This is a genomic window from Neorhizobium sp. 05N33 (assembly GCF_056397445.1).
Genome location: NZ_JBFTNK010000005.1, coordinates 119,662 through 141,619, shown reverse-complemented (window position 1 = coordinate 141,619; position 21,958 = coordinate 119,662). Strand labels below are relative to the sequence as shown.

The 21,958-nt window shown below is 62.3% G+C and carries 10 protein-coding genes; 2 read left to right on the top strand and 8 right to left on the bottom strand.

Translation table 11 applies throughout. The annotated features are described in order from the left end of the window. Positions 1–36 precede the first annotated feature (36 nt). Together pyc and AC1DLT_RS15465 are read right to left on the bottom strand one after the other, a co-directional pair. Complete coding sequence (pyc, locus tag AC1DLT_RS15470; RefSeq protein WP_477487330.1) at positions 37–3,498, bottom strand: pyruvate carboxylase; 3,462 nt, start codon at positions 3,496–3,498, stop codon at positions 37–39. 130 nt (positions 3,499–3,628) lie between these two features. Further along, positions 3,629–4,369, bottom strand: coding sequence for a LuxR family transcriptional regulator (locus AC1DLT_RS15465; RefSeq protein ID WP_247136836.1), 741 nt, complete (start codon positions 4,367–4,369; stop codon positions 3,629–3,631). 310 nt (positions 4,370–4,679) lie between these two features. On the opposite strand from AC1DLT_RS15465, the gene AC1DLT_RS15460 reads away from it, so the two are divergent. Beyond that, positions 4,680–6,449 (top strand): glucan ABC transporter ATP-binding protein/ permease, encoded by a 1,770-nt coding sequence (locus AC1DLT_RS15460; RefSeq protein WP_038546831.1) that lies wholly within the window; start codon positions 4,680–4,682, stop codon positions 6,447–6,449. Positions 6,450–6,537: 88 nt separating this feature from the next. Here the strand turns inward: AC1DLT_RS15460 and AC1DLT_RS15455 are convergent, their stop codons facing one another. Then, positions 6,538–15,042, bottom strand: coding sequence for a glycoside hydrolase family 94 protein (locus tag AC1DLT_RS15455; protein ID WP_477487329.1), 8,505 nt, complete (start codon positions 15,040–15,042; stop codon positions 6,538–6,540). A gap of 432 nt (positions 15,043–15,474) precedes the next feature. On the opposite strand from AC1DLT_RS15455, the gene AC1DLT_RS15450 reads away from it, so the two are divergent. Further along, on the top strand, positions 15,475–16,638 hold the full coding sequence (locus AC1DLT_RS15450) for a M20 aminoacylase family protein (RefSeq protein WP_477487328.1): 1,164 nt from the start codon (positions 15,475–15,477) through the stop codon (positions 16,636–16,638). Between the two features lie 95 nt (positions 16,639–16,733). Here the strand turns inward: AC1DLT_RS15450 and AC1DLT_RS15445 are convergent, their stop codons facing one another. The 5 genes from AC1DLT_RS15445 to AC1DLT_RS15425 all read right to left on the bottom strand — a co-directional run bounded on the left by AC1DLT_RS15445 (position 16,734) and on the right by AC1DLT_RS15425 (position 21,900). Continuing rightward, positions 16,734–16,871: a hypothetical protein gene (locus tag AC1DLT_RS15445; protein ID WP_157885188.1), complete on the bottom strand. Its 138-nt coding sequence runs from the start codon at positions 16,869–16,871 to the stop codon at positions 16,734–16,736. Between the two features lie 180 nt (positions 16,872–17,051). Then, positions 17,052–18,026, bottom strand: coding sequence for a threonine ammonia-lyase (locus tag AC1DLT_RS15440; protein WP_477487327.1), 975 nt, complete (start codon positions 18,024–18,026; stop codon positions 17,052–17,054). Positions 18,027–18,113: 87 nt separating this feature from the next. Next, on the bottom strand, positions 18,114–18,944 hold the full coding sequence (locus AC1DLT_RS15435; RefSeq protein ID WP_477487326.1) for an endonuclease/exonuclease/phosphatase family protein: 831 nt from the start codon (positions 18,942–18,944) through the stop codon (positions 18,114–18,116). A gap of 63 nt (positions 18,945–19,007) precedes the next feature. Next, a complete protein-coding gene (cls, locus tag AC1DLT_RS15430; protein WP_477487325.1) occupies positions 19,008–20,468 on the bottom strand; it encodes a cardiolipin synthase in 1,461 nt (486 codons plus the stop codon). A gap of 76 nt (positions 20,469–20,544) precedes the next feature. Beyond that, the gene (locus AC1DLT_RS15425) at positions 20,545–21,900 is read right to left on the bottom strand and encodes an aspartate aminotransferase family protein (RefSeq protein ID WP_477487324.1); all 1,356 of its coding nucleotides are present in this window, start codon (positions 21,898–21,900) and stop codon (positions 20,545–20,547) included. Positions 21,901–21,958 lie beyond the last annotated feature (58 nt).

Sequence of the window (21,958 nt, the reverse complement as noted above, 5' to 3'; positions counted from 1 at the left end):
CCAGAAAGTCCGGGTAGCCGGGAAAAGCGGCTGTACTCAGCCGCCATAAACGATCAGCAGATCCTTGGCGTCGATCTGGTCGCCGGCCTTGACGAGGACTTCGGCCACCGTGCCGTCTTTTTCCGCATGCAGCGCGGTTTCCATCTTCATCGCCTCGATCGACAGCAGCACGTCGCCGGCCTTGACCGCCTGGCCGGTTGTCGCGAAGACGCGGGAAATGACGCCCGGCATCGGCGCGCCGAGATGAGCGGCATTGCCGATGTCGGCCTTGCGGCGCACCGCACTGCCGGAAGCGCCATGCGCCCTATCCGGCACCTTGATGCGGCGCGGCTGGCCGTTGAGTTCGAAGAACACGGTGACCATGCCCTGCGCATCCGTGCCGCTCATCGCCTGGTTGACGACAACCAGCGTCTTGCCACGCTCGATGTCGGCAAACAGTTCCTCGCCGTCGTTGAGACCGTAGAAATAGGCGTGTGTCGGCAGAACGGAGACCGGGCCGTAAGTGTCCGAAGCCAGCGCAAAATCGGTAAACACCTTCGGATACATCAGGTAGGAAGCGAACTCGAAATCGTCGATCTTGCGCTCCAGCTTGTCCTCGATGACCTTGCGCTCCGCGGCGAGATCCGCCGGGGGTAGAAGCGAGCCGGGCACGGCCGTGTAGGGCGTCTCGCCCTTCAGCGCCTTTTTCTGCAGCGCCTGCGGCCAACCGCCGGGGGGCTGGCCGAGATCGCCCTTCAGCATCGATACGACCGAATCCGGGAAGGCGATATCCTTCGCCGGGTTTTCGACGTCGGCGACAGTGAGGTCCTGGGAGACCATCATCAGCGCCATGTCGCCGACCACCTTGGACGACGGCGTCACCTTGACGATGTCGCCTAACATCTTGTTGACGTCCGCATAGGTCTGGGCGACCTTGTGCCAGCGGGTTTCAAGCCCGAGCGAGCGGGCCTGTTCCTTGAGGTTGGTGAACTGGCCGCCCGGCATTTCATGCAGATAGACTTCCGAGGCCGGCCCCTTGAGGTCGCTTTCGAAGGCCGCATACTGGCCGCGCACCGCTTCCCAATAGAAGGAGATACGGCGGATCCACTCCGGATCAAGGCCCGGGTCGCGCTCGGAGCCGGACAGCGCTTCGACGATCGAGCCGAGGCAGGGCTGGGACGTATTGCCGGACACCGCATCCATTGCCGCGTCGACCGCGTCGACGCCCGCGTCCACCGCGGCAAGCACGGTCGCGGCCGAAATGCCGGACGTGTCGTGGGTGTGGAAATGGATCGGCAACGAGGTCGCCTCGCGCAGCGCCTTGAACAGCACCCGCGCCGCAGCCGGCTTCAAGAGGCCGGCCATGTCCTTCAGCGCGATGATATGGGCGCCCGCCTTCTCCAGCTCCTCGGCCAGGGAAACGTAATATTTGAGGTCGTATTTGGGGCGCGCCGAATTCAAGAGATCGCCCGTATAGCAGATCGCCGCCTCGCAGAGCCTGTTCTCTTCGTTGATCGCATCCATCGAGACGCGCATGTTCTCGACCCAGTTGAGGCAGTCGAAGACACGGAAGAGGTCGATGCCGCCCCTGGCGGCCTGGGCAACGAAAAATTTGACGACGTTGTCGGGATAGTTCTTGTAGCCGACGCCGTTGGCGCCGCGCAGCAGCATCTGCAGAAGCAGGTTCGGTGCACCCTCGCGGATCATCGCCAGGCGCTCCCACGGGTCTTCGGTGAGGAAGCGCATGGAGACGTCGAAGGTCGCGCCGCCCCAGCATTCCAGCGAGAACAGGTTCGGCAGCGCCCGCGCATAGACGCCGGCGACCCGCGCGATGTCATAGGTGCGCATGCGGGTGGCCAGCAGCGACTGATGACCGTCGCGCATCGTGGTGTCGGTCATCAGCACGCGCTTTTCGTTGCGCATCCATTCGCCGAACTTTTTCGGGCCGAGCGTATCGAGAAGCTGCTTGGTCCCGTCCGGGACCGGACCGTTGATATAAGGCAGCACCGGTTTGGCGCTATGTTCGGATGGCACCGGCCGGCCTTTGGTTTCCGGATGGCCGTTGACGGTGACGTCGGCGAGGTAGGTCAAGAGCTTGGTGGCGCGGTCCTGCCGCTTCACCTGCTCGAACAGTTCCGGCGTCGTATCGATGAACCGCGTCGTATAGGTGTTGTCGCGGAATTTCGGGTGGCCGATGATCGCTTCGAGGAAGGTGAGATTGGTCGCCACGCCGCGGATGCGGAATTCGCGCAGCGCACGATCCATCCGGCTGATCGCTTCCTGCGGCGTCGAGCCGGCGGCCGTCACCTTGACCAGCAGCGGATCGTAATAACGGGTGATCACCGCGCCCGAATAGGCCGTGCCGCCGTCGAGACGGATGCCGAAACCGGCCGCCGAGCGGTAGGCGGTGATGCGGCCGTAATCCGGGATGAAATTATGTTCCGGATCCTCGGTGGTGATCCGGCATTGCAGCGCGTGGCCGTGGAGGCGGATGTCTTCCTGGGCCGGTACGCCGGATTCGGGCGTGCCGATCGCAAAACCTTCGAGGATATGGATCTGCGCCTTGACGATGTCGATGCCGGTGACGACTTCGGTCACCGTGTGTTCGACCTGAATGCGCGGGTTCACCTCGATGAAGTAGAATTTGCCGGTATCGGCATCCATCAGGTACTCGACCGTGCCGGCACCGACATAATTGGTCGCCGCCGCGATCTTCAGCGAATAGGCGGCAAGCTCGGCCCGCTGCTCTTCCGACAGATAGGGTGCGGGCGCGCGTTCGACGACCTTCTGGTTACGGCGCTGGATCGAACAGTCGCGCTCGAAGAGGTGCACGACATTGCCGTGCGTATCGCCGAGCACCTGGCTCTCCACGTGGCGGGCACGCTCGACCAGCTTTTCGAGATAGACTTCGTCCTTGCCGAAGGCAGCCATCGCCTCGCGCTTGGCTTCCACGACTTCCTTGGCCAGATCCTTCGGATCGCGGATGGCGCGCATGCCGCGCCCACCGCCGCCCCAGGACGCTTTCAGCATCACCGGATAACCGATTTCCTCGGCCATCTTCGCAACGACCGCCATATCGTCCGGCAGCGGCTCCGTTGCCGGCACTACCGGCACGCCGACCGAGATGGCGAGATTGCGGGCCGCAACCTTGTTGCCGAGCTGGCGCATTGTATCCGGCCGCGGGCCGATGAAGATGATGCCTGCCTCGTTGCACGCCTCGACGAATTCCGGGCTTTCCGACAAAAGGCCGTATCCCGGATGGATGGCATCGGCGCCGGAAAGCTTGGCGACGCGGATCACTTCGGGAATGGACAGATAGCTCTCGATCGGCCCCATATCCTTGGAAAGATGCGGGCCGCGACCGACCTGATAACTCTCGTCGGCCTTGAACCGATGCAGCGAGAGCTTGTCCTCCTCCGCCCAGATCGCAACGGTTTTGATGCCAAGCTCGTTGGCGGCACGGAAGACGCGAATGGCGATCTCCGAACGATTGGCAACCAGTATCTTCGAAATCGACAAGACGGATCTCCCCACGCGCCATCGAGAAAAATGCTGCACTGCAAAGAAATCAGTATCGTCTTAATCAAGCAAGCGCAATTTATCGGAAGGCCGGATGACAAATTTATGTCGGACGAATGGGGGCTGGTTTCTAGGTGACGAGACCGAGGCGGAACGTCGAAGCGACGACATGCTGGCGGTTCTTGGCGCGCAGCTTCTCCTGAAGCCCGTTGATGTACCAGTCGACCGTGTGACTGGAGATATCGAGCGACTTTGCAATCTCGTTGGAGGTCAGGCCCTCAGCCAGCAGCACGATGACTTCCATCTCGCGGCGGGTAAGCTGGGTGTCCACTTTTGCGACAGCTTCCAGTTCTTCTGCCTGCCCGCGCAGCTCCAGAAAGCGCCAGAACGTCCTCTTGGCGGCGGCATCGAACAGCGCCGTTTCAGCGGGCGAAAGATCCACGGGGCGCCCGCCGATGGTCATGTTGCCGAGCAAGCCGTTGCGGCCATGGATCGGAAACATGTAGCCGTCCTGGAGACCGTAACGCATCCCCTCCTGCATCATCCGCTGCATGCGCTGCCGGTGCGGATCGTTGCGGAGCCTGAGGGCCGCGTCCCGCCAGCGGAAGTGTCTTTGCGCGATGCTGAGCATCCGGATGGTCGGGTCGACCAGCACGTATTTGCGGCTCTCGTAGATTTCTTGCCAGCCTTCCGGCCAGCGTTCGGCGAGGGACAAGCCTGCCGGCCCCTGGTGAGAGCGTGGCCGGATAACCAGTCCGTAATATTCAAAACCATAGGCTTTCAGCAGGGATTCGAGCTGAGCCGTCAGCTCCGCCTCGGTCTTGACTTCCCCAACGAGTACCAAGAGTTGCACGACCAGCTGAATGTTCACGACTTGCTCCCGCCGCGCTCTTTCCGGGCGCTTCTTTTCTTTGTATTAAATTTCAGTGACTTCCCTTATTCACAATCGATTAGCATAGTTATCATTCGTTGAAGGTATACCGCGAAATCTAGCCCTTGACGGCTTTCTGTGAGAAGCTGTGAGCTGGTTCGAGACACCGAATACGGGAAGTCTTGCCCTCCATGAAACATTTCTGGCAGAAGGGTATTATCTCCGGCATCCGTCGCGGAATTGCCGTTTACGATCATTAGATTACCGATGCCGCTGCCATGGCGGCTCCACATGAAAAAGGTTGCGCCAGTTGACGCTGTTCCAGGTTTACGCACGAGCTCTCAGATATCTGGCCAAGAACAAATGGCGCGTCGGTGCCGTCGTCGTCGCCAATATCGTGCTGGCCGTCATCACCATTGCCGAACCGATCCTGTTCGGCCGCATCATCGACGCCATTTCATCCGGCGGTACTGTTACTCCGGTCTTGATTTTATGGGCCGGTTTCGGCGTCTTCAATACCGTCGCCTACGTGCTTGTCTCCCGCGAGGCCGACAGGCTCGCCCATGGCCGACGCGCGTCGCTGCTGACCGAGGCTTTCGGACGCATCATCTCCATGCCGCTTGCCTGGCACCACACCCGCGGCACCTCCAATGCGCTGCATACCCTGCTGCGTGCCGCAGAGAGCCTGTTCGGCCTGTGGCTCGAATTCATGCGCACTCACCTCGCCACCGCAGTGGCGCTTGTTCTGCTGATCCCGACCGCAATCTCCATGGATTGGCGACTCAGCCTCGTCCTTTTGGTGCTGAGCATCCTCTACTGGATCATCGGCGTTACGGTGATGAACCGCACCAAAGAGGGCCAAGCCTCGGTCGAGAACCATTACCACACTGTCTTCTCGCATGTGAGCGACGCGATCAGCAACGTGTCGGTGCTGCACAGCTATAACCGCATCGAAGCCGAGACCCTGGCGCTCAAGGACTATACTAAAGATCTGCTCGCAGCCCAATATCCGGTGCTCGACTGGTGGGCCTTGGCGGGCGCGCTCAACCGTACTGCCTCGACAGTATCTATGGGCGTCATCCTCGTCATCGGTACGCTTCTGGTCCAGCGGGGTGAAATTCGGGTCGGCGATGTCGTGGCTTTCATCGGCTTCGCCAACCTGCTGATCGGCCGTCTCGATCTGCTGCGCCAGTTCGCGACCCAGATTTTCGAAGCGCGCGCCAAGCTCGAAGACTTCTTCACCCTTGAGGATTCCGTCGAAGAGCGTGCCGAGCCGGCCGATGCTGCCGACCTCGGCGAGGTTCGCGGCGAGGTGGAATTCCGCGACGTCTCCTTCGGTTTCGCCAGTACGAGCCAGGGCGTCCACAACGTTTCCTTCACCGCAAAAGCCGGGGAGACGGTTGCCATCGTGGGCCCGACCGGTGCCGGAAAGACGACGCTTATCAACCTCCTGCAGCGTGTCTACGATCCCCAGGAAGGCAAGATCCTCATCGATGGCGTCGATATCGGCAAGGTAACGCGGAAATCGCTGCGCCATTCCATTGCCACCGTCTTCCAGGACGCCGGTCTCCTGAACCGGTCGATCAGCGAAAACATCCGCCTCGGCCGCGAAGGGGCGAGCGAAGAGGAAATCGCCAAGGCGGCGGAAGCCGCCGCGGCCGCCGAGTTCATCGAAACCCGGCTGAACGGCTATGAGACGCCTGTCGGCGAGCGCGGCAACCGCTTGTCCGGCGGCGAGCGCCAGCGCATCGCCATTGCCCGCGCCATCCTCAAGAATGCGCCGATCCTTGTCCTCGACGAGGCGACCAGTGCGCTGGACGTCGAGACCGAGGCTCGCGTCAAGACGGCCATCGACCGCCTTCGCGAGAACCGCACCACCTTCATCATCGCCCACCGGCTTTCGACCGTTCGCGATGCGAACAAGGTGATCTTCCTCGAGAACGGCCGCGTCGCCGAGATGGGCAGCTATGACGAACTCAGCGAGAGCGGCGGACGTTTTGCCTCGCTGCTGAAGGCAAGCGGCATCCTGACCGACGACGAAGCGAAGGATCACACGACATCGGAGGCGCAGCCCGCCTGACCGGTCGATCCCGAAGCCCAACGAAAAAACCCGCCGCCATTCGCATGGCGGCGGGTTTTCTTTTGTCGGTTTCCGATGATCGGAGGTCTCAGCTATCGGCCGGTTCCGGCAGTCGCTTCGCAGCGGTTCCGTCGAGAAGGAAACCTTCCGTTTCATTGACCGCCTGACCGTCGATCGTGACCTTGTCGCCCTCGACAGTGATCTTGTGCACCGTGTCGTCGATGGTCAGTTCGGCGGTAAAGCCATTCCAGTCGGTCGGCAGTGCCGGGTTGACGAACAGCCGGTCGCCCTGGCGGCGGATGCCAAGGATGCCCTCGGTGGCCGCACGATAGAGCCAGCCCGCAGAACCCGTATACCAGGTCCAGCCGCCGCGGCCGGTATGGGAACCGTGACCATAGACATCGGCCGCGACCACATAAGGTTCGACGCGATAGGTCTCGGCCGCGTCCTGGTCGAGCGCGTGGTTGATCGGGTTCAGCATCTGGAAGCACTTCCAGGCGTCGTCGCCCCGCTTCAGCGCTGCCAGCGCCAGCACGACCCAGATCGCCGCATGGGTATACTGGCCGCCGTTTTCACGAACACCCGGCGGATAGGCCTTGATATAGCCCGGGTCCTTGCGGGTATCCTGGAACGGCGGCGTGAACAGGCGGATGATGCCGGCTTGGCTGTCGACCAGTTTTTCAAGCACCGCATCCATCGCCTGGGCGGCGCGTTCCGGATCGCCTTCGCCCGAGAGCACGCTCCAGGACTGGGCAAGCGAGTCGATGCGGCATTCGTCGCTGGTGCTCGAGCCGAGCGCAGAACCATCGTCGAAATAACCGCGCCGGTAGTAGGTGCCGTCCCAGCCGGCCTTTTCGAGCGCCTGCTTCAGCGTTTCGATATGGTCGGTCCAGCGCTGGATGCGCTTCTTGTCCTTACGGGCCTCCGCATAGGGCAGGAAGTTGCGCAGTGCCGCGGCCAGGAACCAGCCGAGCCAGACGCTCATGCCGCGGCCGCCGATGCCGACGCGGTTCATGCCGTCGTTCCAGTCGCCGCCGAGGATGAGCGGCAGGCCCTTGTCGCCAGTGCGCGTGATCGCCAGGTCCAGCGCCCTTGCCGCATGCTCGTAGACAGTTGCGGTATCGGTCGACACCGTCGGCTGGAAGAAGGAGTCGTGCTTGTTCTTTTCGAGCACTGGACCGTCGATGAACGCCAGTTCCTCGTCGAGCAGCGATGCATCGCCGGTCACCGAGACATACTGGTGGATACCGTAGGCGAGCCAGACGACGTCGTCGGAGATCATCGTCCGGACACCGGCGCCGGAGCCGGGCAGCCACCAGTGCAGCACGTCGCCTTCCTTGAATTGCCGCGAGGCTGCATTGACGATCTGGCGGCGGGCGAGCGACGGCTCGTGCACCAGGAAAGCCAACGTGTCCTGCAGCTGGTCGCGGAAACCGAAGGCGCCGGATGCCTGGTAGAAGGCGGTGCGGGCCATGATGCGGCAGCCGAGCGCCTGGTAGGGCAGCCAGTGGTTGACCATGTTGTCGAGCGACTTGTCCGGCGTCGAGATCTTCAGGCGGCCGGTGAAGCCGGTCCAGAAGTCACGGTTCGCCGCAAGGATCGGAGCGAACTCCTCGCCGCGCAGCTGGGCGACCAGCGCCTGAGCCTCTTCCTTGGTATCGGCATCGCCGAGATAGAAGGTGACCGTCCGCTCTTCGCCCGGCGCGAGCTCGATGTCGTAGGCGAGTGCCGCGCAGGGATCGCCGTCGAGATCGAGGGCGTTGCTCAGCGCCGAAGCGGACATCACCGCCGCCGGCATCTGGACCGAACCAAAGCGGCCGATGAATTCGCGGCGGCTCGCCGTGAAGCCGACCGGCGTCTCCTTCATGCCCATGAAGGCAAAACGGCGGTAGTCGATGCTGTAGGAGTTGGTGGCGAAAAGTGTTCCCGTCTCCTCGTCTCGGCTGGAGAGGATGAACGGGATGGACCGGGCCGGATTGGCGCCGAGCAGCCATTCCACATAACCGTAGATACGCAGCCTGCGTGTTTCCGAGCCGCCGTTATGGACGAGGATGGACGAGAGCTTTGCGGCCCGTGTCCGGTCGACCGTCTGGGTCAGCTTGATCTTCAGGCCTTCTTCTTCGCTCGAGAAGACGGAGTAGCCAAGGCCGTGGCGGGTTTCAAACTTGACTTCCGGCTTGCGCGACAGAACCGCAAACGGGGTCATGACCGCACCACTGTCCCGGTCGGCGACGTAGAACGCCTCGCCGGGACGGTTGATGACCATGTCGTTGGTCCAGGTCGTCAGCTGATAGTCGCGGGAGTTCTTGGCCCAGGTGAAGCCTGAGCCTTCCGCCGAAATGTGGAAGCCGAACTTGTCGTTGGAGATGATGTTGATCCACGGCTGCGGCGTCGACTGGCCGCCGTGCAGGCGCACAACATACTCGCTGCCGTCCTTGGTGAAACCGCCGAAACCGTTCCAGAAGTCGAGATCCGCCGGTGCCTCGATCGGAGCCGGAGGCTGGAAGATCTCGCCGTTCAGCAGCGGGCGACGGTCGATCTCGATCTGCTGATCCTTCGGCGGCGCGAAGATCGTCGCCGTGCGGTTGAGCTGGTCGCTGATCTTGCCGTTGCGGGCATGCAGAACCACGCGGGATGCGGCGATCAAGCCTTCCGAACCCTCGTCGTCCATGATGTCGCGGCGCAGCGAGAAGACGTGCTGGCGCTGGCCCTCCTGCTGGCTGAGGCGGCGGGAACTCTCTGAGAGATGTTCCAGCGCCTGCTGCATTTCCTGCGCATAGGAAGCCGCCCGCTCGTTGAAGATCACGAGGTCGGTGACGACGCCGCGCGAGCGCAGATATTCCTGGGCGCTCATCGCCTCCTTGGCGACCGGCATGTCGTTGTCGTCGTTGATGCGCAGCGTGAAGATCGGGAAGTCGCCGGAAACCGACGACGGCCAGAGCGACGATTGCGGCTGCATGCCCGCGTGTATGGTCGCCTGGTCGGCGCGAAGCTGCATGTCCGGATAGATGAGGTAGCGCGCCAGGTGCTGGAACGCCGCCGCATCCTGCGACGAGACGCCGAGATGGCGCATCTGTACCTGCGTGCGCGTCCAGGCCTGCGTGAGCTCGGTCTGGAAGGCATCCGGATGGCGATAGCGTTCGATCGCCTGGTCGAGCTCCTCGCGCTTGGGCGCTGCGATCGTCCAGAAGATGACGCTCACCTTCTTGCCGGCCGGCACCCGCACGACGCGGCGCAGCGACAGGATGGGATCGAGCGTGAAGCCGTCGGTACCCGACAGCGTCGCGCCGGGATCGAAGGCTGCAGCTTCCGAAAGCGTGCGGCCGCGGCCGAGGAACTTGCGGCGGTCGGTCTCGAATTCGGTCGGGCGAGCCGAACCGGCATTGTCGGCCGCCAGATGGGCGATGATCATGTCCGGCTCGTTCGGCGCGCGCTTGTTGCGCCACGCGCGGATGACGTCGCCGCGGCGGCCGATTTCGGTGCGGACGAACATCCGCTGGAAGACCGGGTGGGCGTTGTCGTCGTCCTCGGTGGTCAGCACGGGTTCCATATAGGAGGTCACTTCGATGAAGCGATCCTCGGTACCCATGTTGAGCAGCGTCAGGCGGCGGCCTTCGGCATCGTGTTCGCTGGCGACGATGCATTCAACCGTGCTCGTGAGGTCGCCGATCGTCTTGTGGAATTCAGCCCGTTCGTCGGAGAAGATCGCCCTGGTCTTTTCACCTTCGATACGACGCGGCTCGGCAGTGGCGGACCACCATTCGCCGTTCGTGGTGTCGCGCAGGAACAAGAACTGGCCCCAGCGATCTTCGGTCGGGTCGGGCTTCCAGCGGGCGACAGACAGTCCATTCCAGCGGGAATATCCCGAGCCGGTCGCGGTGAGCATGACCGAGTAATGACCGTTGGAGAGCAGCGCCAGCTCCCGGTCCTTGGTGGCCGGGTTGGTGATGGTGCGGATTTCCGAACGCAACAGTTCGCCCTGACCCTTGCCGGGGGTTTCTTCGTGCTTGGCGCTCATCACCGGAATATCGCGCGGCGCCTTTTCCTGCAGCAGCAGTTCGGCGGCCTCGATGGTCGGGTCGGAATGGAAGAGTTCGCGCAGCAGGCCGTTCATCACGACGTTGGCGATTGCGGCGATCGACATGCCGTGGTGGTGGGCATAATAGTTGAACACCACCGCGCAGCGCTTGCCTTCCGGCACGCGGGTCGGCGTGAAATCCACCGCATCGTAGAAACCGAACACCCCAAGCGCTCCGAGCGAGCGCAGTTCGGTCAGGTTTTCAGAGGCAGCGATCGGATCGTACTGGCTGGCCAGGATCGACGCATAGGGAGCGATGACGGCGTTTTGCCCGAGACCGCGCTTGAGGCCGAGCGTCGGTACCCCGAAGTTCGAATATTGATAATACATCTGATGGTCGAGAGCGTTGAATGCCGCTTCCGAGATACCCCATGGCGTGCCGAGGCGGCGGCCATGATTCATCTGTTCCTTGACGATCAGATTGTTGGTCTGGTTGAGGATGCCCCCCTGGCGCTCCTGCATGACGAGCGGCGGCATGAGGTATTCGAACATCGAGCCGGACCAGGAGACCAGCGCGCCGCGCGCACCGATCGGCACCACCTGGCGGCCGAGCTTGTACCAGTGCTCGGTCGGCAGGTCGCCCTTGGCGATCCCGAACAGGCTGGTCAGACGCGCTTCGGATGCGAGGAGGTCATAGCAGGCTTCGTCGATCTCGTTGGTTTCGACACGATAGCCGATCGACAGAAGACGACGCTCCTTGCGGAACAGGAAGCTGAAATCCATCGCGAAAGCGAGGCGGCGGGTTCGGTCGCGCAACACGCCGAGCCGCTCCCGCAGCGATTCGATATTGGCATTGTCGAAGACGCTATCGGCGATATGCGCCTCGCAGGCGGCGACGAGAGATGCCGACCAGCGGGTAACTTCGTCGCTCTGTGTCGAACGGACTTCCTGATCGAGGTTGACCGCGAGCTTCTGGATGTCGCGGGCAAGCACGGCGAGGTTGATGATCCGGATCGACGCGAATTCATGCTCGCGCTTGACCGCGGCAAGCGCATTGCCGAAGCCGGCGATACGCTCCTCCAGACGGCGACGCAGCGGGCGCACGGTCTTGCGGTCGTCCGGCAGAGCCTTCAGCGTTTCCGCCAGAATGCCGCAGACGTCGCCGATGCCGTCAAGATTGCCCTGAAGATGGGCGGAAGGGGCCTCGGCCCAGATGCGCAACGCCGACGAGATGGCGATCAGATGGCCGGCGAAGTTGCCGCTGTCGACCGACGAGACGTAGCGCGGCATCAGCGGCTGCAGGGTATCGGTATGATACCAGTTGTACATGTGGCCGCGGAACTTGTCGGCTCTTTCAACCGCAGAGATCGTCTGCTCGATGCGCTCGATCGTGTCGGTGAAGCTGATCCAGCCGAAATGCCGCGCCGAGATCGTCGACAGCAGGTAGACGCCGATATTGGTCGGCGACGTGCGCTTGGCGATGACCGGGTTCGGCCTCTCCTGGAAATTGTCCGGCGGCAGGTAGTTCTGCTCCGCGGTCACGAAGGTCTCGAAATACCGCCAGGTGCGGCGGGCGATCTTGCGCAGTTCGATAGACACGGGTTCCGGCACGAACAGCCGGTCTTCGGTCTCGGCCGACTGGCTGACATACCAGGCAACGAGCGGCGAGAAGATCCACAGCACGGCGAACGGAATACCGACCAGGAATGCATTGTCGCCCGGCATGGCCGACAGGATGATGCTGAGCACGGCGATTGCCGGCGCATGCCACATCGTCTTGTAATAATCCTGCGGGCTCCCTTGCGCGCTCGACTGGATCGAGGCGGCGGTGCGCCATTCCAGCATCAGCTTGCGGCTGAAGAACAGGCGGTAGAGAGACCGGGCGATCGCATCGGTCATGATGCAGGCGGAATCCGCGATGAAGACGACGCGGAGGGCGACCTGCGCATTGGCGGAACGCATGTCCGACCAGACGGAATAGAAATGCGCGCCGGGAACGATATCGGTGGAGCTCGGCAGCAGGCCGGTGACGAGGCTGAGGGTCGGAGCGACGAACAGCGAGAAGATCAGCAGGATCTGCCAGATCAGCGCGCCGAGCGGATCCATGAAGTACCAGCCGAGCACGGAAGCGAAGAACCAGGCGATCGGGGTCAGCGACCGGCGCAGGTTGTCGATCATCTTCCAGCGGCCAAGCGCAGTCACGCCCCGCTTCGGATCAAGGATGTAGGGCAGGAGCTGCCAGTCGCCACGAGCCCAGCGATGCTGACGCGAAACCTCGACCTCGTAGCGGACCGGAAAGTCTTCGACCAGTTCCACGTCGGTCACGAGAGCGCAGCGTGCGAACGAACCTTCGAGAAGGTCATGCGAGAGAACCGAATTCTCGTCGATCCGGCCCTTGAGCGAGGCCTCGAAGGCATCGACGTGATAGAGGCCCTTGCCGGTGAAGCTGCCTTCGCCGGTCAGGTCCTGGTAGACGTCGGAGACGGTGAAGACGTAAGGGTCGAGGCCGCGGCCGACGGAGAAGACGCGCTGGAAGACCGAGGCTTCCTTGCCGGTCGTCAGCGACGGCGTCACGCGCGGCTGCATCAGACCATAACCATGGATGACGCGATTGGTTTTCGGATCGAGCACCGGCTGGTTGATCGGATGGTGCATCTTGCCGACGAGCTTGGTCACCGCATCGCGCATCAGGCGCGTATCGGCATCGAGCGTCATGACGTATTGGACGTCCGGCGGAACGATATTGGCACCCGGAAGATAGCTGGTGTCGCGATCACCGCGCAGCAACATGTTGAGCTCATGCAGCTTGCCGCGCTTGCGCTCCCAGCCCATCCATGCGCCTTCGGCGGGATTGAATAGGCGGCGGCGATGCAGCAGATAGAAGCGCGCCTTGTCATCCTCCCCATACTTGGCGTTGAGCGCTGCGATCTCGCGCTTCGCATAGTCGAGGATTTCGAGGTCGGTATCGGTCTCTTCGAACTTGCTGTCGCGCCAGTCGCTGAGCAGAGAGAAGTAGATTTCACCGTGGTGATTGGCGAGATAATGGACCTCGAGGTTGCGGACGAGTTCGTCCACGGTATCGCGATCGGTGATCAGGCAGGGTACGGCAACCAGCGTTCTTGCCGCTTCCGGAATGCCCTCCTTGAACTCGTAGCCGACCAGCCGGGCTGGCCTCACCACATAGGTCACCAGCGTATTGAACAGGCCGGTCGCGCCTTCGGAAGCCGGCAGTGCAAACATCAGCAGGAAGCAGAAGACGACCGGCAGCGGAATATCCGCCTGCACCAGGAACCAGCCGGCAATCGCCATGGCGAGAACGGTGATCAGGATGACCGGGCCGGCGATCGCAAACCAGTTGAGGCGGCGGACGAGGCGGACAAATCTCTGGACGAACAGCAGATCGTAGCCGACTGCCGCTTCCAGTTCGCGGCGGCGGCGGCCGACGACGAAAGCGCCGACATTGGTCTCGCGCGGATCGGCATTTTCTTCCGCAGACGCCTTTTCGGCGAGCTGGATGGCGGCTTCCGCCACCTCGGCCTCGCTCTTGCGGGAGCGGCGGGCGATCTGTTCGATACGGTTGCGATAGGCGTTACGCGAACCGAAATCGAGCGCCTGGTAATCGGTGCGCTCCCGGAAGATCTTGTCGATCTGCGAAACGTCTTCGAACCAGACGCTCCACTCCGTGTCGTCGATCTCGCGCAGGCTCTTGATGATGTTGCCCATCGTCACGTTGCCGGACGACAGACGGTTCTGTTCGGCGAGCATCACCTCTTCGACGCCGGTGCCCGCCTGTTCGAGACGCTGCTCCAGCCAGGCGACGGCAAAACCCGAGGTCTGTGAGGCATTGCGAAGGCGATAGAGGAACTGCGCCGTAAACGTGTTGTCGTTCGTCAGGTTCTCGATGCCCTTCAGGACATCGGCGCTCGCCTCCTCGTTATTGAGGCGGATGATCTCGTCGGCCGTCTCGTTGGCGCGGCGGCGCATGTTGCGCGAGCGGTCGACACGGGTGGCGATGCGGCGCAGGTTCTCGATCAGCACGAAACGGATGAACGAGGGCAGCGCCCAGAGTTCACCGATCTCGAGCGGTTCCTTGACCTGGAAACCCTGGACCATGGAGGCCAGCGCTTCGCGGGAAATGCTGCTGTGGGTATGGGCGACATAGAGCCAGGCGAGCGCCAGGACGCGCGGCAATTCCTGGCCGCCGACCGTCATCGTCGGCAACTGGCGGAAGAATTTCTTCGGGAAGTCGCGGCGGACTTCCTGGATCGCCTCTTCGACGATGTAATAGTTGTCGAGCAGCCATTCGGCGGCGGGCGTAATCGAGGCGCCGGCATCGACATCGGTAGCCGTCGCCCGGTAGACCCGAAGGATTTCCTTCTCGTTCTCCTCGTGCCGCTTGAAGAACTCGAACGCCATCAAGCCCGGCAGGCTGGGCGTGCCCTCCTTGCCGAGTTTCTCGCCGCATTCCCGCAATGCATCGATGTTGAAATAGGTCGAGCGGATCGAGTCGTTATGATCGATCTGCTTGGCTTCGGTTTCGCGCGAGGAAGCTGACGGCGGAGTGTGAAATGACATGGATACGGGCTTCTGCTGAAAACTTTAAGGGTTTGTCGGCCTCGCCTTACTCGGCCTGCATCGGAAGCGCCAGTCATCATTTGGATTATGGTGACCAGCCGGATGCAAACCCGCGAGGATGGGAAATAGAGAGCAGTCCGGATATTGCAAACGACTGACTGAAATCTATTGCTCACTTCCTGCGGATTGACACATGTTCCGGCTCTATCGAGGCTCGCCTGAATGGAACCTGAACGGAAGCACCCCATTGATAACGCGATGAATTTCGAGCCGGCGCGGCGGGCCTCTCCGAGCGCCTTGCGGTAGCGGGAACGGCGAAATTTAATCGGCAAGGGTTTACCTTCCGGAGGCCCGGCTGATATTCATCGTGGACGCAAGGGCGATCTCGTCGTGCCCGCGACCGGTCCAATCGAACCTTCGGTGTTTTGAACGATGACGATCCAGTTTTCCAACTATATGGCCGAAGTGGTGGCCACTCGCCGTTACCTTCATCAACATCCGGAACTCGGCCTGTCGGAGTTCAACACATCCGATTTCGTCGCCGCTCAGCTCATCGGTCTCGGATACGAAGTCACCCGCGGCCTCGGCAAGACGGGCGTTGTCGCCACCTTGAAGAACGGCACCGGCGGCCGGTCGATCGGCATCCGTGCCGATATGGATGCGCTGCCGATCGAGGAGGAAACCGGCGCCGAATATGCCAGCAGGAACAAAGGCCTGATGCACGCCTGCGGCCATGACGGCCACACCGCGATGTTGCTGGGTGCGGCTAGGATCCTTGCCGAGAGGAGGAATTTCGATGGCACGATCCACCTGATCTTCCAGCCGGCGGAGGAAAATTTCGGCGGCGCCCGGTTGATGATCGAGGACGGCCTCTTCGAGCGTTTCCCCTGCGATGCCGTGTTCGGGCTGCACAACGACCCCAGCCTGCCCTTCGGCCAGATCGGCGTAAAGGAAGGCCCGATGATGGCGGCGGTCGACGAATGCCGCATCACGGTCAATGGCCGCGGCGGCCATGGCGCCGAGCCGCAGGATACGTCGGATCCGATCGTCTGCGGCGCGAGCATCATCATGGCGCTGCAGACGATCGCCTCGCGCAACATCCACCCGCTCGACCAGATGGTGATCACCGTCGGCGCCTTCCATGCCGGCATGGCGAGCAACGTCATTCCGGAGCGGGCGGAAATGCTGCTCACCATCCGCTCCTTCGATCCGGACGTCCGCAACGAGTTGGAAAGGCGCATCCGGATGGTCGCCGAAGGCCAGGCCGCCAGTTACGGCATGAGCGTCACGCTCGATTACAAGCGGGGTTACGAGGCGACCATCAATCACAAGGCGGAAACGGATTTCGTCCGCGACCTCGCCCGCCGCGTCGTCGGCGAGGACAAGGTCATCGATCTGCCCCGCCCGTCCATGGGTGCCGAGGACTTCGCCTATATGCTGGCGGAGCGGCCGGGCACCTATTTCCTGCTCGGCACCAGGCGCACCGACAGCGATCCGCCGCTGCACCACCCCCGTTTCGACTTCAACGACGACGCGCTGCCGATCGGAACCAGCTTCTGGGTAGAGCTTGCCGAAGCCTATCTTCCGACGAGATAAGCCCGAAACGAAAACACCTCCCGAGCGGCAAGCGCGGGAGGTGTTTCGGTCTTGGGAGAACCAAGCCCGATTTGAAAAGGCGAAACCTGAAAGGCTCAGGGGAAAAGGCCGAGCGTGACAGCGCCGACAAAGATGAACGCTGCCGTCACCAGGGCGGTATGCGCCGCCCACTGCCATTTGCCCGCGGCGCTGCGGACTGGGAAAGACCGTGTCTGATGCTCTATATGACGCATTGGATGTCTCCCGGGTTCTGCTTTCGCCCTTTTCGGACGTTTAACCTATCCTAGCTTATCTCTACCAAGCCGATAGAGATAATGTTCCAACCTGCCACCAGTTCCGTAGAAAATCCTTTTTTCTTAACGGCCCTTCCGGGTGTTTAACGGTTTATTATACCCAGGCCCCTCGCGAGCCCTTCAGGCGCCAAAACGATCCAGCGCCAGACGGAAGATATCCGGGTCGATATTGCCGCCCGAGCAGACGGCAATCACCGTATCGCCCAGCGTCTCGCCATGGAAAAGAGCGGCCGCCAATGCCACCGCCCCGCCGGGTTCGACAACGATCTTCAGCCGGCTGAAGGCAAGCGCCACCGCATGCAACGCTTCATCGTCGGTCACCACGAGACCTGCGCCGCAGAGCTTCGACATGATCGGGAAGGTGATGTTGCCGGGCTGCGGCGTGACGATCGCATCGCAGAGCGAACCGCCCTGGGTGGCATTGCGCTCGATCCGTCCGGAAGCCAGCGAGCGCGTCACGTCGTCAAAGCCTTGCGGCTCGCAAGGGTGCACGAGAAACCCAGGGGCCTTGGCGTTCAAGGCCAGCGCAACGCCGGAAATGAAGCCGCCGCCGCCGGTCGGCACCAGCACATCGGCCTTCTCTATTCTTTCCTCCTTGGCCTGTTCGGCGATTTCGAGCCCGGTCGTGCCCTGGCCGGCGATCACCAGCGGCTCGTCGAACGGCCTGATCAGCGTCAGGCCGCGCTCCTGCGACAGCCGCGCGCCGATCACATCGCGATCCTCGTTGAGGCGGTCATAGAGCACGACATCCGCGCCATAAGCGCGGGTATTCTCGATTTTGATGCGCGGCGCATCGGACGGCATAATGATCACGCTCGGGATGCCATGCATCCTCGCCGCCAGCGCCACGCCTTGAGCATGGTTGCCCGAGGAGAAAGCGATCACGCCCTTGGCCCGGACGTCGGGCGACAGTGCCGAAATCGCCGACCAGGCGCCGCGAAACTTGAACGAACCCGTGTGCTGCAGGCATTCCGGCTTCACGAAGATACGCCGCCCGGCGATGTCGTCGAGAAAGGGCGAAGACAGCAGCGGGGTGCGGCGCACGTGGCCATCGAGACGGACACGGGCGGCTTCGATCATGGCGATATCGGTCATGCGGGAAATTCCATTCGGAGGGCGAGGCGGTGAGGCCACAAACCTATCGGCGGTTTCCGTTTCGGTAAAGGCCGGAAAAGGATCGGCTCAGCCGGCTTCCGTCCCTTGAGACAACGGCAGGGAACCGAGCTTCACCACCGCCTTGATGGGCAGGTGATCGGAAGCAAGCCGCGCAAGCGGGCTGTCATGGGTTTCGACGGCATCGATCAGCCCGGGCTGGTTCGCCATGATGCGGTCGAGCGCCAGGACAGGCAGGCGCGACGGAAAGCTCGGCACCGCAGCCGGGAGACCGAACACGGTCGCGAGCGTATTCAGGGAGGAGCGGTCACCAAGCCGCCATTCGTTGAGATCGCCCATGAGCACGGTCGGCTGCTCGTCACGCGAGCGCAGGATATCGAGGATCATACGGGCCTGCTGCTGCCGCGAACGGTTGAGCAGGCCGAGATGGGCGGCGATGATCCGGAACGCACTGCCGTCCTTGAGCTCCAGTTCGGTGATCAGAGCGCCCCGCGGCTCGAGCCCCGGCAGCTTGACCTGGTGGACGTCGCGCACGAGACCTTCGCGGAAGAAAACAACGTTGCCATGCCAGCCATGCGCCTTGGCGACACCCGAGACGGGCACCGGGAAAAGACCCGTCTCCCGCTCCATCCAGGCAAGATCGAGGAGGCCACGCCGCTCGCCGAACCGGGAGTCCGCCTCCTGCAGCGCGATCACATCGGCACCGATTTCCCGGATCACGTGGCTGGTGCGGGCGGGATCGAACTTTCCGTCGATGCCGACGCATTTGTGCACGTTGTAGGAAGCGATCAGCATGCCGTGTCCGCGTTCTCGCTCCTCATGCGTTCCGGCACCGCGGTTCCTTCGAGCCCGGATGGAAGCCAGAATGCTTTTCGGAAGATTGGGGCGTTTTTCCCGCATGGTTCTTTTGACTATTCGCCGATCAATGAAATCTATAAGGCAAGCTGCCTATCTATCCAGCAACTAGAGATAGGGGGACCCCAGCCAGAACACCCGTTCGATGAGGCGCACGAGGAAGGGTCTTGCCATCAACCCATCGAGCGTCACTTCGGTTGCGGAAGAAATCGCCAGATCTATCCTTCGTTCCAACGCTTCCGCGAAGGGACAATCCAGAACTTCGAGATCGACCTCGAAATTGAGCCGGAGTGATCGCGGATCGAGGTTCGATGAGCCGACATAGGCCCAGCGCCCGTCGACCACCAGAAGCTTGGAATGGTTGAACGGCCCGGACGCCCGCCAGATCCGGCAGTAATTCTTCAGCATCTGGTCGAACTGCGCGGTCATCGCCCGGTCGACCAGGACGAGATTGTTGGCGGTCGGCACGACGATATCGACCTCAACCCCGCGCCGGGCGGCGGTGACGAGCGCGGTGATCAGTTCGCGGTCCGGCAGGAAATAAGGCGATACGATGCGGATCGAGGAACGCGCCACGGAAAACGCGCCCATCAGCATCTTGTGGTTGGTCTCGACGCTGCGGTCGGGGCCGGAGGAAACGGCGCGCATGACGACAGGCGAACCGGGGTTCGTCTCCGGCGCCTGCAGCGCCCAGGCCTCGCCCTCCAATGCCTCGTCGGCCGCATATCGCCAATCGGCGGCGGCGATCGCGAACAGGTCGGCGACGACCGGCCCGGTTACCTTGAAATGCGTGTCGAACGAACAGTTGTTGCCGCTGAATTCGCTCGAAAAACCTTCGCGGATATTCATGCCGCCGGTAAACGCCACCCGCCCGTCGATGACCAGGATCTTCCGATGGGTGCGCAGGTTCGCATAAGGCAGCCGCAGCCCCATGATGACGTTGCCATTGAAGACATCGGCCGTGATCCCGCCCTCTCTGAGCGTGCCGAGCACGCTCGGCACCGAATATCGGGCGCCGACCGCATCGATCAGCACACGCACTTCGACGCCGCGCTTGACCGCGGCAGTCAGCGCATCCGCAAACCGGGTACCGATCCTGTCCCGGTCGAAGATATAGGTCTCGAGGATGAGGCTGCGTTTCGCCTTGGCGATCGCCTTCAGCATCGCCCCATAGGCTTCGTCGCCGGTATCGAGCGCGACGATCGTATTGCCGGTCGTCAGCCGGTGGCGCGTCACCCGGTCGCCGAGCGTCTTCATCGCCCGGAAGCGATGCCCGAATTCCTCGATGATCAGGTCGTTGGTCGCGTCGTAGGAAACCACATGCGCCCGGATTTCCCCCTGCAGTAGCGCCCGGCGATCGCTGATCACCGAACGGCGGATGCGATTTATCCCGGCGACAAGATAAAGCAGCGCGCCGACGATCGGAGACAGAACGATGACGCCGACCCAGCCGATCGCGGAGCGGACCTCTTCCTTGGTCATCGCCGCGTGAATCGCAGCTGCGGCCCCCATCAGGACCGACAAAACGAAGAGGATATGCGGCCAATAGGGTTCGATGACATCCAGCATGGCGAGCAATATAGGCGCGCATGGCCCAAGCGCAATCGGAGCCGCACCAATAGGTTAGCGCGGCTCCGGGAGGATATCAGGCCGCGAGCTGCTTCGCGAAGACTTCGAGCGAGGCTTCGAACGTGTCGAAGATCGTATCGATTTGTTGCTCGTTGATGATCATTGGCGGGCAGAGCGCCAGCGAGTCGCCGATCGCCCGCGAGATCAGGCCTTTTTCGAGCATGATCGCCAGCAGCTTTGGACCGAGCTGGCCGGCCGCGAAACCGTCGCGTGGCTTCAGTTCGAGGGCGCCGATGAGGCCGACGCCGCGGGCTTCGATCGCCAGCGGATGGCTTTCCAGCGCCTTCAGCCGGCTCTGGAACTTCGGCGCCAGCGCCCGGACATTGCCCACTAGATCGCGCTCTTCGATGATCGCCAGGTTTTCGAGCGCAACTGCTGCGGCGACCGGATGGCCGGCCGCGGTCACACCATGACCGAACGTGCCGATCTTTGCCGATTCATCGGCAAGCGGTCCGTAGACGTTCTCGTTGATCAGCAGCGCCGAGATCGGCTGATAGGACGACGAAATCTGCTTCGACAGCGTCATGATATCCGGCTGCAGGGAATAGGTCGTGGTGCCGAACATCTCTCCGGTGCGCCCGAAGCCGCAGATCACCTCGTCGGCGATCAGCAGGATGTCGTATTTCCTGAGCACCTTCTGGATCGCATCCCAGTAACCGGCCGGCGGAACGATGACGCCGCCAGCGCCCATGACCGGCTCGCCGATGAAGGCGGCGACCGTCTCTGGACCTTCCTTGAGGATCAGGTCTTCGAGGTCCTTGGCGCAGCGTTCGACGAAGGCCGTCTCCGTCTCGTTTTCTTCGCTGAGGGCGCGGTAATGCGGGCAGGTCGTGTGGAAGACGCCGGCCAGCGGCAGGTCGAACGAGCGGTGGTTGTTCGGCAGGCCGGTGAGGCTGGCGCTGGCGATCGTCACGCCGTGATAGCCTTTGATGCGCGAAATGATCTTCTTCTTTTCCGGCTTGCCGAGCGCGTTCGAACGATACCAGACCATCTTCATCGCCGTATCATTGGCTTCGGAACCGGAATTGGTGAAATAGGCCTTCGACATCGGCACCGGCGCCATCTGGATCAGCTTCTCAGCAAGATCGATCGACGGACCGTGACTGCGGAGGGTGAAGGTATGGTAATAGGGGAGCTTCGCCATCTGCTTCGCGGCCGCTTCGACGAGCCGGCTTTCGCCGAAACCGACCCCGACGCTCCAGAGGCCGGCCATGCCCTCGATATATTTGTTGCCGTTGACGTCGTAGACATAGATGCCCTCGCCGCGGTCGATCACCAGCGAACCGTCACGCTCCAGCGCGCGGGCATTGGTGTAGGAGTGGAGCTGGTAAGCCTTGTCCCGGGCTTCGATGGAATTGGGCTGAATAGTCACGACGGACCTCCTGTGAGACACGCAACGGCGCATAAATTTCATAGGCGGAAACGGCGAT

Bases quoted from the DNA above. Each gene is read 5' to 3' on its own strand.
- AC1DLT_RS15445 (WP_157885188.1), bottom strand. From the start codon at position 16,871: ATGCGTCATATAGAGCATCAGACACGGTCTTTCCCAGTCCGCAGCGCC.
- AC1DLT_RS15450 (WP_477487328.1), top strand. From the start codon at position 15,475: ATGACGATCCAGTTTTCCAACTATATGGCCGAAGTGGTGGCCACTCGC.
- AC1DLT_RS15435 (WP_477487326.1), bottom strand. From the start codon at position 18,944: ATGCGGGAAAAACGCCCCAATCTTCCGAAAAGCATTCTGGCTTCCATC.
- cls (WP_477487325.1), bottom strand. From the start codon at position 20,468: ATGCTGGATGTCATCGAACCCTATTGGCCGCATATCCTCTTCGTTTTG.
- AC1DLT_RS15440 (WP_477487327.1), bottom strand. From the start codon at position 18,026: ATGACCGATATCGCCATGATCGAAGCCGCCCGTGTCCGTCTCGATGGC.
- AC1DLT_RS15455 (WP_477487329.1), bottom strand. From the start codon at position 15,042: ATGTCATTTCACACTCCGCCGTCAGCTTCCTCGCGCGAAACCGAAGCC.